Here is a 12,570-nt window from a genome sequence, read left to right as displayed (position 1 = left end):
ACCTGTTTCATCTCCTTTTAAAAACCTTAAATATTGTTCTGTTATCCTATCCCTTTCTAATATAATTTTGGTCGAATTCAGGTTATTTAACATTTATTAAAGTTTAGCCTTTAAACTTTTCTGCATTTTTGTGCTCTTTAAAATTAATTTGTTACCTTGAATTGCCTTAAACCGTGAAAAGGCAATAGAATAGGAGAATATTAAAGAGATTTAGATGAGAAGATCACAATGGTGCAAACCCCTAGCATTAGGATTAATGTTGATGGCGGGACAGGTTTTGTTTGCGCAAGATTTGAAAGATGATAAGGGTTATAAGGAACAATTAGCCTCAATTGAGTCAAAGTTGAAAAGTGGTGATCTTGCGAATGCCCTTCAAAGTATAGAAGAAACCCTTTCAAAATACCCCAATGGTGCAGAAGTTTACTATGCGAAGTCTTTACTATATGCGCAGGCCAGGAATTTTGATGTGGCTTTACCGGCTGCCGAAGAGGCGGTGAAAATAGCTCCAGAAAATATATTATATAATAACCACCTACTGGAATTATATAAAAGTCAAGGCGACTTTGGTTCTGCCGTGCAGGTTTTAGATAACTTTATTGCTAAACAACCCAACAATCCCCAAGTCTATCGCGAAAAGATCATGATGCAGCATGCTGGTAAGAAATCAGATGATGCCTTGAAGACTTATGAAGATGCGAAAGCTAAATTTGGTGAAACGGATACCCTTGATGTTTTAAAGGCTGAAATACTTATGGACTTAGATCGTCCAAAGGAAGCAAATGATCTTTTGCAAGTCTGGAGAAAGAAAAAATCGCCTATCCGACAGGTTTATAGTAGCTTAAGTTATATTCTTTTAGATGAGAATAAGCCAAAAGAAGCATTAACCGTATTGGAGGAGGGACTGGCCACAACGAAAGACGATTTGCTATACATGGATATGGCGGATGCGAACATGGCTCTTAAGAAAGGTCCTCAGGCATTTGAGAATATCAAAAAAGCATTTCTATCAGATGCTGTCAACTTTATTGATAAGCATCGGGTCATGATGAACATTGTGAATAACAATAAGGAATTCAGTAAGGACCAGTTGCAGGATTTAGCAAATACCTTGGTATTGAAGCATCCAAGAATGCCCGATAGCCATATGTTTAAAGGGGATGTGCTTTGGATGCGCGGAGAATTGGATCAAGCCAAGTCCTTATATCTGACTACGGTAAGCATGAACCCTCAGCACGTGGAGGCATGGAGGAAGTTGATCAATGTTGAGCTGGCAGGAAATAAACTGGATGAAGCAATCGTTGATGGAAATGAAGCCTTGACCCATAATCCAAATAGTGTAATCATCACTTATTTTGTAGGTGTGGCTTATATGATGAAGAAGGATCATGATAATGCAAGACTTTTCTTAGAGCGAGCGTTGGATCAGAGTGCTAATGAGAATGATTTTGTAAAATCTATGGTTTATGGTGGTTTAGGAGATCTTTACCATGAAATAAAGATGAATTCAGCATCAGAGGTGGCATATGATGAAGCCATAAAATTAGACAGTAGCAATGTAACGGTATTGAATAATGCAGCCTATTATTTGGCAGTTCAGAAGAAGGATTTGGAAAAAGCTGCGGCATATTCCAAACGCTCAAATGAACTAGAACCGAACTCAGGAACATTTGAAGATACCTATGCATGGGTTCTATTTCAACAGGAAAAATATCAGGAAGCATTAGTTTGGATAGAAAAGGCAATTAAGAATTCGGAACCATCTGCAGTTTTATATGAGCATTATGGTGATATCTTAAGTAAGTTAGGGAAGACTAAGGATGCCCTGAAGCAATGGGAGAAAGCCATGATTTCCGCAGAGGGGAGTTCCGTTGATAAAGATAAATTAAAACAGAAAATCAGTGAGAAGAAATATATTGAGTAGAATTAGTTTGGTTTTTGCGGTTCTAGTGCTGGCATATTCTTGTGGCAGTAAAAAAGCGACCGTAAAAAATGATACAGGCATTACTGCGAAAGGTAAGGATTTGCTGAGTACATACGAGCTTAATAATTTGAATTTTATTACCTTTTCCGGAAGGGCAAAAGCTAAAGTGCAGTATGGTGAGGAAACTCAGAATGTAACTTTAAATGTTAGGATGGAAAGAGATAAGGCGATATGGATTTCAGTAACTGCCTTATTAGGAATTGAGGCTGCTAGAGTCTTGATTACTCCTGACAGCGTCAAAATTATGAATCGATTACAAAGCGAATATGTATCCAAGCCGTTCTCCTATATTTATAAGTACACGAATCCGGGGATTACCTTTCGGATGTTACAGGATATCTTGATGGGAAATATTTCGACGGAGATGTTGCGGACGGATCAGCTGCAGATTGCTACGAGTGAAGACGATGTACAGGTAATTGGGATAAAAGAGGGTTTAACCTTCCATTATGGTGTTAATAAAAGTAATCGACCATTTACCTTTAATCTGGTAGAAATAGGGAAGACAAATAAGTTGGAAGCGCATTACAGTGATTTTGCAGTAATTGACGGGCATAATTTTCCCCAAAGATTCACGTTAAACATTGAGGGAAGCGGTACGAAGGTGTCTTCGGATATGTTGTATAATAAGTCCGAATTCAATAAAACAGTAGAATTACCTTTTAATATTCCCTCAAGATATAAGGCTATCAATTAATTAGAATTGGTTGTTAATGTAAAGAAATTGTGTTTTTTTTATTTTCGTATTAACTATATCCTTATTTTTGGAAGTTCTATAAAAAAAGACTCGAAAGAATTTAGCATTTCATGGATTTGAAAAAGATTGTACTCAGTATATTTTCCTTGTTTCTATTTGTTGGCTTAAGCTTTGGCCAAAGTAGTTTGGAATTAAAAAAACAAAGAGAGAGATTGGATAGGGAGATTGCTGAGCTTCAAAAAATATTAAGCGCGAAAACTCAAGAAAAGATTTTATCGCAACAAGAGGTTGCTGCATTGAGCAAGCAGCTGGACTTGAGGGAGAATAAGATCAGTACTATCAACTCTGAATTGCGAATTATCAATAAGAACATTTCTTCAAATAATGTGATTGTTGATAAATTGAAAGGGGAGCTTGAAAAAATGAGACAGGATTACGAAAAGATGATCCTATTCGCCTTTAGAAATAAAAATTCCTATAATAAGATGATGTTCATCTTCGCTTCTAAAGACTTCAACCAAGCTTTCAAGAGGGTGAAATATTTGCAGCAGTTTACGGATGCAAGGAAAGTGAAAGTGGCAGAAATTGAAGGAACAAAGAAGCAGATAGAATTGAAGATTGCTCAATTGGAGCGTGATAAGAAAACACAGCAGGGATTATTGAAAGAGCAGGAATCTGAACGTAATACTATTGCTAAGGATAAAGCGGCTCACTCACAAGAGTTGAATCAGTTAGCAAAAGAGGAACGTAGTTTCCGCGGGCAGCTGACTAAGAAACAGCAAGAGAAAAAACGTTTAGATGCTGCCATTAAATCTGCAATTGCCAGAGAAGTTGAAGCAGCACGCAGGGCAGAGGAAGAGCGGAGAAGAAGACTTGCAGAAGCAGAAGCTAAGAAAACAGGTACGACTGTTACAGAAGCTGAGAAGAAAATTGAAAAGAAAACTGGATCTGCGGTATTGAACAATACACCGGAGGCAACAAAATTATCAGCAGGATTTTCATCAAATAGAGGTAGGCTTCCTTGGCCAGTAGGGTCAGGTAATGTCGTTCGTAATTACGGAAGTGTTACGGTTGAACGCGGAGTTCGTGACTTCTATGATTATATCCGTATCCGGACTTCGGATGGAGCGCCTGTAAAAACCGTATTTGAAGGCACTGTACTACAGGTTATCAATATTGGATCTTACGCTGTTGTTGTGCAGCACGGGGAGTATTTAACGGCCTATTCAAACTTGAAATCAGTATCTGTTAAGAAGGGTCAGAAGATATCAACTGGGACCGTTATTGGGTCTGCAGATTCGGATCCAGAGGTTGGATATTCATATATTGATTTGAGCGTTTATCGCGGTACAACCTCCATGAATCCATCTATCTGGATAGCAAGATAGTTACATGGTTTTTAAATATTTTATCTATATATTTGTTAGATATATCAACTTGAAAGAATTAGTAAATTAGTAGAATATGTATACATCAGGATTATTATTTATCGGTACCAATGAGATTATCATTATAGTTGTATTGGCGTTGTTGTTATTTGGGGGTAAAAAAATTCCTGAATTGATGCGTGGGTTAGGTCGTGGCGTGAAGGAATTCAAAGAAGGCCAGAAAGATGATCAAAATGCAGAAAACAATACAAATACAAATACTAATAATGATACAGTTAACAATCAACGTTAATAAAGGTCATTAAAGATTTTAAAAAGTTTCACGAGGTAGAATAACTATCTTGTGAAACTTTTTTTTTGAGCTAACCAATAGAATTGGCAATTTGCCAACGATAAGCGAAGAACTAACACAGATAGTTTTACAGTACGCATAATACTTATGAACAAAAAAATTAGTTTCCTAGTTACAATAGGCTTGTGTGTCATCAAATTTGGCAATGCACAAGAACAACATTTTGAACCCAATCAGTTTGGGGAAACTTTCCAGGCCAATATTATTGACCAATTGGAAAGGGATAAAGAAAAGACCTATCAGTTTTTAGATTCTATCAAACAAATTTCTGGTGGAGCAGTGGTATTTAATGAAGAGGATGCAAACATTGCTCAGCGCATTCAGAAAATCCAAAAAACTGTTCCTTTGGAATATAATGCCCGGGTAAAAGCTTACCTGGATAAATATATTTCTAAAAACTATAAACCTTATATAGAAAAATTACTTGGCTTAAGCGAGTATTATTTTCCAATCTATGATCAGATTTTTTCCGAGCAAGGAATTCCCGAAGAGGTGAAATATCTATCCGTTATAGAATCTTCGCTCAATCCACATACGGTTTCAACATCAGGAGCGGTAGGTCCATGGCAATTCGTCTATGGAACTGCTAAGGTCTATAATATGACCATGGATTCTAATTTTGATGAGCGTAAGGATGTTTATACTACGACCAATGCCGTATCCTCATATTTGAAAGAGGCTTATGATGAGTTCAATGATTGGTTGCTGGCATTAGCTTCATACAATTGTGGTAGAGGATGTGTGAGACGTGCTATAATTAGATCAGGCCTTAACAGTCCTAATTATTGGGAATTATCACCATTTCTTCCGAAGGAGACCCAAAATTATATTCCAAAATTTATTGCAATGACTTATGTATTGAATCATGCTGAATTGTATGGATTAAATGCATCTGATAACGAATTACGAACGGAACATAAAGTGTTGATGTTGGATAAGTCGATCAATCTGGGTCAGGTAGCATCTGCATTGACCTGTTCTCCTGAGCTGTTAAAACAATTGAATCCAGGTTATAAGAAAGATATAGTTGTTGCTAGTCCCCAAAAGCAAAGAAGATTGGTGATTCCAATAAGTGAAGCAATGAGTGACTCATTGATTTATGCGGCATTAAATAATACAAATAATGTGGCAATACAGAATGCGATTGCTGCGGTAGAGGTTAAAGAAGATAAAAGCCACACAGTCGTTAGGGGAGAGACCTTGCAATCTATCTCGAAAAAATATAATGTAAGTATTCCAAACTTATTGGCTTGGAATAATCTGACTTCTCGTTCATCCATTAGCGGCAAGACTTTAGTCGTAGCAAGAGCGATTGATGAAGAACTGACGAGAAATGTTGTCGCTGCCAGCAAAGTAAAGAGTGCCAGAAGTAGTAATAATCAAACCTTTGTTTCCTACGTTGTTAGAAAAGGTGATACCTTATCGGGAATTGCTGATAAACATCGTGGAGCAACTGTTTCGAAAATAAAATCAGATAATAATCTTCGTGGGTCTAACCTTAAGATAGGACAGAAACTGAAGATCTATAAAGGGAAGAGCTAATGAGGTTTTCCTTGCCTAACCAGATTAATTAAAAGAAAAGATGCGGCTATGATAAATATGCCGCATCTTCTTTTTTATCGTATTCTTCCAATACAACCTCAACATGTTCTTTGAGGATGGTTGAAAGCTTTAATCCATAGTAATCACTGAATACAGGGAATTGATGGTGACTGCGATCAATTAGAACTGCTGTGCGCATTCTTTTCAATGGAACATTCAAGAATACCCCTAAGCCATAGGCAAGCGTTCTGCCGCTGTTTAATACATCATCGATAAGTATGACTACTTTGTTCTTTGCGATGTCAACAGGCACGTCCGTATGAGCCTCTAGGCTGCGTTTGGTTTTTTGAACTGTGACCTTAATCAATTCGAATGTTTTATCAGGAGCGATCTCCTGCAATAGTTTCTGTAAACGTTCTGCAAATACATATCCACGTTCAGCTAATCCGACAAGAACAATCGCAGGTTCATCAAAATTATCTTCTACAATTTGATAGGCGATGCGTTTTGATTTTTGATGGATTTGTTCCTTGTTTAATATAAGAGTTTTCTTAGATGACATCTTCGCTTTTTTGATCAGGGTAAATTTAGCAAAAATTTAAAAAATAAAGTCCGAAAGTAATGCTTTCGGACTTTATTTTATATTTTATAATTACGCTAAAACTAGTGTAGATTTCCTTTGCTTGTTGGATTTGCATCGGCAGTCATGATACGTTCCTCTTCTTCGAGTTTTGGACGGCCGCCATTATAGTAATATCTTTTCCAGTAGGCTTCATTTAGGTTGCTTACCATGACACCTTTGCTTGATGATGCATGTGCGAATTTATCATCGCCTAAAAAAACGCCAACATGTGTAATGCTTCTGCTTCTGATTTTAAAGAAAACTAGATCTCCTGGTTGTAAATCATTTTTACGTACTGGAGTAACATTTGAATATTGGTTACGGCTATTGTATCCGATTGTTGTGTTAAATACATTTTCGTAAACTGCCAAAGAGAATTTTGAACAGTCAATTCCTCTTTTAGAATCTCCCCCTAAGCGATAAGGAGTCCCTAACCATTCATAAACAAATTGATAAAGTTTTGTGTTTGTGGTAGCGTTTGAAGCAACGCCCATGATTTGAGAGAAGTATTCTTTTGCTAGGTTATCAGGGTCTGAGGATTTTTGGCTGGTTTGAGCCTGCGAGAATAGACATAAGCCTATGAATAGCATCACTGCCACTAGTTTCTTTGTTTTCATTAAATCGCTAATTTATACAACCATAAGCTCTCCGAAAAATGTTCATTTTTTTGTAATTTTTCAAAGGAGCTGAAGCAAATCTAATACATACTGTATAGAATTCAAAACATTTTCATCTAAATTTAACAAAGTTTTAACACTTTTAACATTTCCAAAAAATATGTGACAACAGACTTTCTAAGGAATAATTTTAATAAATCAGCCTTATATAGCCTTAATACCATCATTTCATATTTTTTTCGATTTTTTTAATAAAACTGCATAATTATATAGAATTTTATAATATATTTGGAAAAACAAAAACAAAATTAATGTTAAACGCATCTATTATTATTACAATTATCATTACCACCGGGGGAGAAGCCAGGAGGAAGTGATTCTATTGTATAGTAAATAGTACAGATATTAGAAGCCTTCCTCATTAGAGGAGGGCTTTTTTGTTCTTAATCAACAAACTAACAGTATATAAACAGCGCATAAAGCATGAAAATTCTAAAATTTGGCGGAACATCCGTAGGTTCCGTAGAAAGTATCAAAGCAGTATTAGCTATCGTGAAAGAATCTTACGATGCCGGCGAGAAGCCTTTAGTCGTTTTATCAGCTATGTCAGGAATCACCAACCTATTGACAAAAATGGCTGAAGATGCTGCAGAAGGGAAGCCATTTGCTAGTGATTTGAAGTTGATGGAAGAAAAGCATTTCGAAGTAGTCAAGAAATTAATTGCAGTGAAATATCAAAATCCTGTTTTAACAAAGTTGAAACTATTGATAAACGAACTGGAAGATCTTTTACAGGGGGTAGCTGCACTCAAAGAATTGAGTAACCAAAGTAAAGACTTGATTGTTTCTTATGGCGAACGTTGCAGCAATTACCTAGTATCGAAGATCATGGAACAGGAGGTCCCAGATGCTGAATATATCAACGCTTCCTACTACATTAAAACAGATTCAAACTTTGGGAATGCTCACCTCAACGAACCATTAACAAATCAACTTATCCAAGCACTTTCTCAAACACATTCCGATAAACTCTTATTTGTAACTGGATTTATTGGCTCAAATGAAAAAGGTAGGGTGACTACCTTGGGCAGGGGTGGTTCAGACTATACAGCTGCCATTTTTGGTTCAGTACTCAATGCGTCTGCAATAGAGATTTGGACAGATGTCAATGGTATGTTGACTGCAGATCCGCGTATTGTGAAAAAAGCATTCTCTCTACCTATATTATCCTATACAGAGGCGATGGAGCTTTCTTATTTTGGTGCCAAGGTGATTTACCCTCCTACGATGGTACCTGCATTTATGAAGAAAATTCCAATTGTTATCCGTAATACTTTTCAACCAAAGTTTCCAGGTACAGTTATCCAATTCGAAAGTGGTAAGTCTGCTTACCCGATCAAAGGGATTTCTTCTATTTCGGATGTTTCTGTGATCAATTTGACGGGAAGTGGAATGGTCGGAAAATCTGGCTTTAGTGGTCGTTTGTTCACATTGTTGGCTCGTGAGCAGATTAATGTAATCTTAATCACCCAATCCTCTTCTGAACATAGTATAACCTTTGCTGTGAATCCTAATGATTCTCAGAAGGCTGTTGAACTCATCCAGAATGAATTTGAATTGGAATTGCTTGCCAATAAGCTGTCTATGCCAGTGATCGAGGGTGACCTTTCTATCCTTGCGATTGTAGGTGAAAACATGAAGCGTACGCCAGGAATGTCTGGTAAGCTATTCTCTGCACTAGGTCGAAATGGAATTAACGTTAGAGCGATTGCGCAAGGATCTTCTGAATTTAATATTTCTGTCATTATCAATAAAGAGGATCTGTCAAAAGCTCTTAATGCTGTACATGATGCCTTCTTTGCCGAATTAAAAAAGACCTTACACGTATTTAATGTAGGAACAGGCAATATTGGTTCTACATTATTCAGCCAATTAAATAAGCAACATGATTTTTTGGAGGATCAGAATGATATTGAAATCAAGGTCGTAGGAATTTCAAATTCCAGAAGAATGTTGTTCAACGCTGATGGAGTGAATTTAAACAGCTGGAAGGAGGAAATGGAAGCAGATGGTGAAGTTGCTGACTTAGCTACTTTCATTGCTAAAATGCAGGAAATGAATCTGCCAAACTGTGTTTTTGTTGATAATACAGCTAGTAAATTACCGGCGACTTATTATGAAAGCATATTTCAGTCAAATATTTCCATTGTAACTTGTAATAAGATTGCTAATTCTGGGGAATATGCTCATTATAAACTCCTTCATGAAACGGCGCGCAAGCATGGTGTAGATTTCTTTTATGAAACAAATGTTGGTGCCGGGTTGCCAATTGTAAGGGTGTTAAAAGATTTAATGATGAGCGGAGATCAATTGCTTAAGATAGAGGCTATCCTTTCTGGGACAATTTCTTACATCTTTAATAATTTTAAAGGAGATGCTTCCTTTTATGATGTGGTAAAGAAAGCACAGGAATTGGGCTATACGGAACCTGATCCTCGGGATGATCTGGGAGGAATTGACTTCATGAGAAAGATGCTGATCTTAGCGCGAGATGCTGGATTTCCTATTGAGTCCTCTGACGTTAAATTAGGGAATATCCTTCCGGAAAGTTGCTTAAAAGCTTCTTCTGTAGATGAATTTTATGCTGAATTATTGAAGGCTGATGAATTCTTCAATAATCTTAAAAACGAAGCCGAAACACAAGGAAAAGTCATTCGATACATTGGCTCATTGGAAAATGGAAAAGTTGAAATAAACTTACAGATGGTAGATGAAACACATCCATTCTATGCACTTTCAGGAAGCGATAATATCATTTCGTTCACAACAGAACGGTATAAAGAAAGACCACTGGTTGTTAAAGGTCCTGGTGCAGGAGCTGAGGTTACCGCAGGAGGTGTATTCGCTGACCTAGTGAATGTAGGGGCATAATACAATAATTTAAAGAATAAGAAGATGTCATATCCTGAACAAATATTAAACAAGGAATCAAAAGTGAATGCTGATAAATGGTTAAATGAAGTCCGTGTATTTGCTCCGGCAACTGTTGCAAATATGATCTGTGGATTCGATATCCTTGGATTTGCGGTTGATAAGCCCGGAGATGAAGTTTACATGCAAAGAGTCGATACAGTAGGTGTTAAAATCCGTTCCATCCAAGGAGATGATGGGAGGCTCCCAATAGATCCTGACAAGAACACGGTAAGTGCCTGTGTAAAAATGCTATTGAATCACCTTGACCTAGCTGATAAGATAGGAATTGAAATAGAGCTAATCAAACATATGCCAATTGGTAGCGGCTTAGGTTCTAGTTCAGCGAGTACGGTTGCAGGTCTATTTGCAATAAATACTTTATTGGGCAACCCTTTGACAAAAGATGAACTAATGCCGTTCTGCGTGGAGGGGGAAAGGCTGGCTTGTGGACATGGTCATGCAGATAATGTAGCGCCAGCATTGATGGGCGGTATCACATTAATTCGTGGCTATGAACCATTGGATATTATCAATCTTCCCGTTCCCCAAGATTTAGTTGCTGGAATTGTATTTCCACAGGTTGATGTTCCGACAAGGGATGCCAGACAATTGATCAAGGAAAAAGTATACCTGAAGGATGCCGTAAGCCAATGGGGAAATATCGCAGGTTTGGTGGCTGGTTTATATAGAAACGACTATGAGCTAATCAGCAGAAGTATGCATGATGTTTTAATTGAACCTACAAGAGCTATCCTCATTCCTGAATTTTACGAGATGAAACGCATTGCCATGGATTCTGGAGTATTGAGTTTTGGTATTTCCGGATCAGGACCTTCGGTTGTAGCCATTAGCAAAGGATTCGATGCTGCCCAAAATGCTGTGGATCGCATTCAGGAGCATCTTACAGCCAATGGAATTGAAAGCTTACAGTTTGTCTCTGCTGTAAATGCTGAAGGACCAAAAGTATTGTCTAAATCATAATCTAAACTTAACACTATGCAATTTTATAGTACAAATAATAAAGATTTACGAGTTTCTTTTCAAGAGGCGGTGTTCAATTCATTGCCTCAAGACAAAGGATTATATATGCCTGAGGAAATTCCTCAATTAGCCCCTTATTTCCTCAAGAATATTCAACAATACTCCTTTCAGGAGATTGCCTTTCAAATTGCCAATGCAATAATCGGGAAGGATATTCCAGAAGCAGATTTGAAGAAATTAATCAATGATGCTATTAATTTTGATGCTCCATTGAAATTCCTTAGTGCAGATACTGCCGTCCTGGAATTATTCCATGGCCCATCATATGCCTTCAAAGACTTCGGGGCAAGGTTCATGAGTCGAGTGATGGGTTATTTTTCTAAGCAAGGAGATAAGCTTTTAGACGTATTGGTTGCTACTTCTGGTGATACTGGTGGTGCTGTTGCTTTAGGTTTTTTAGGGGTTGAAGGAACCCGTGTAACCATCCTTTATCCGAAGGGTAAGGTGTCAAAAGTTCAAGAAGAGCAATTAACAACCAATGGTCGGAATATCCGAGCGATTGAGATTGACGGTACATTTGATGATTGCCAGGCATTGGTAAAGCAAGCTTTTAATGATCCTGAATTGAATAAGGAACTTCGTTTAACCTCTGCCAATTCAATAAATATCGCAAGACTTATTCCTCAGACTTTCTATTACTTTTGGGCTTATGCCCAATTAAAAGCTCAGGGGATCAATGAAGTTGTTTTTACTGTACCAAGCGGGAACTTTGGAAATATTGGTGCAGGACTGTTGGCTTATAGAATGGGATTGCCTGTCGAACATTTTGTTGCCGGAACAAATGTGAATGATACCGTTCCGCGCTTTCTAAATTCTGGCAAATATGAACCCAAATCGTCTGTCCAAACATTAGCAAATGCTATGGATGTTGGAAACCCTAGTAATTGGGTCAGAATCCAAGACTTGTTTCACAACAACCTAGAGGAATTAAAATCGGTAGTGACCTCATACACCTATAATGATGAGGAAACAGTCAATGGAATGAAGGAACTCTATGACAACTATAAATACGTTGCTTGTCCACATACTGCTATTGCCTACCTAGCTTCTGAAGCATACCGCAATGAACATCCTGGAGAATATGCTTCCGTATTTCTTTCAACAGCCCATCCTTGCAAATTTTCTGAAGCTATTGATTCAGAGGTCTTCAAAGATGTTAAACTGCCTGAAGGAGCAGAAAAACTACAGGGAAAACCAAAACTTGCCGAGGCAATGAATGTCGATTATGCAACATTTAAAGAATATTTGATCAAGAATAATTAGACAAATCCTTAAAGTAATCTAATTAGAATAAAAGGCAGAATATTATGGTTCTGCCTTTTTTATTCATTTTTTTATTTGGGGATGAATTATTTTC

Annotated in this window: 10 protein-coding genes; 8 read left to right on the top strand and 2 right to left on the bottom strand. The window is 37.4% G+C overall.

Translation table 11 applies throughout. The annotated features are described in order from the left end of the window. Positions 1-214 precede the first annotated feature (214 nt). The 5 genes from E0Y80_RS03115 to E0Y80_RS03095 all read left to right on the top strand — a co-directional run bounded on the left by E0Y80_RS03115 (position 215) and on the right by E0Y80_RS03095 (position 5,960). The gene (locus E0Y80_RS03115) at positions 215-1,921 is read left to right on the top strand and encodes a tetratricopeptide repeat protein (RefSeq protein WP_156305961.1); all 1,707 of its coding nucleotides are present in this window, start codon (positions 215-217) and stop codon (positions 1,919-1,921) included. Then, positions 1,899-2,678 carry a lipoprotein insertase outer membrane protein LolB1 gene (locus tag E0Y80_RS03110; protein ID WP_231595903.1) on the top strand — a complete coding sequence of 260 codons (780 nt, stop codon included), beginning with the start codon at positions 1,899-1,901 and terminating at the stop codon, positions 2,676-2,678. The genes E0Y80_RS03115 and E0Y80_RS03110 overlap by 23 nt, the downstream gene beginning before the upstream one ends. Before the next feature lie 110 nt (positions 2,679-2,788). Next, positions 2,789-4,066 (top strand): murein hydrolase activator EnvC family protein, encoded by a 1,278-nt coding sequence (locus E0Y80_RS03105; protein WP_156305960.1) that lies wholly within the window; start codon positions 2,789-2,791, stop codon positions 4,064-4,066. Between the two features lie 76 nt (positions 4,067-4,142). After that, positions 4,143-4,358, top strand: coding sequence for a Sec-independent protein translocase subunit TatA/TatB (locus E0Y80_RS03100; protein WP_156305959.1), 216 nt, complete (start codon positions 4,143-4,145; stop codon positions 4,356-4,358). A 147-nt stretch (positions 4,359-4,505) separates the two neighbouring features. Beyond that, positions 4,506-5,960, top strand: coding sequence for a LysM peptidoglycan-binding domain-containing protein (locus E0Y80_RS03095; RefSeq protein ID WP_156305958.1), 1,455 nt, complete (start codon positions 4,506-4,508; stop codon positions 5,958-5,960). Between the two features lie 46 nt (positions 5,961-6,006). Here the strand turns inward: E0Y80_RS03095 and E0Y80_RS03090 are convergent, their stop codons facing one another. Both E0Y80_RS03090 and E0Y80_RS03085 read right to left on the bottom strand, forming a co-directional pair. Continuing rightward, positions 6,007-6,522, bottom strand: a complete 516-nt coding sequence (locus E0Y80_RS03090) for a phosphoribosyltransferase family protein (RefSeq protein ID WP_156305957.1) — start codon at positions 6,520-6,522, stop codon at positions 6,007-6,009. 101 nt (positions 6,523-6,623) lie between these two features. Then, complete coding sequence (locus E0Y80_RS03085) at positions 6,624-7,199, bottom strand: C40 family peptidase (RefSeq protein ID WP_156305956.1); 576 nt, start codon at positions 7,197-7,199, stop codon at positions 6,624-6,626. A gap of 483 nt (positions 7,200-7,682) precedes the next feature. On the opposite strand from E0Y80_RS03085, the gene thrA reads away from it, so the two are divergent. From thrA to thrC, 3 genes are read left to right on the top strand one after another with little or no spacing between them, the layout of a single operon-like run. Beyond that, complete coding sequence (thrA, locus tag E0Y80_RS03080; protein WP_156305955.1) at positions 7,683-10,130, top strand: bifunctional aspartate kinase/homoserine dehydrogenase I; 2,448 nt, start codon at positions 7,683-7,685, stop codon at positions 10,128-10,130. Between the two features lie 24 nt (positions 10,131-10,154). Next, on the top strand, positions 10,155-11,153 hold the full coding sequence (locus E0Y80_RS03075) for a homoserine kinase (protein WP_156305954.1): 999 nt from the start codon (positions 10,155-10,157) through the stop codon (positions 11,151-11,153). A 15-nt stretch (positions 11,154-11,168) separates the two neighbouring features. Beyond that, complete coding sequence (gene thrC / locus E0Y80_RS03070) at positions 11,169-12,476, top strand: threonine synthase (protein ID WP_156305953.1); 1,308 nt, start codon at positions 11,169-11,171, stop codon at positions 12,474-12,476. Positions 12,477-12,570 lie beyond the last annotated feature (94 nt).

This window comes from Sphingobacterium endophyticum (genome assembly GCF_009733535.1).
In the GTDB taxonomy this organism is placed as follows: Bacteria; Bacteroidota; Bacteroidia; order Sphingobacteriales; family Sphingobacteriaceae; genus Sphingobacterium; species Sphingobacterium endophyticum.
The sequence above is the reverse complement of the archived record's forward strand: the minus strand, read 5'-3'. Positions and strand labels throughout refer to the sequence as shown.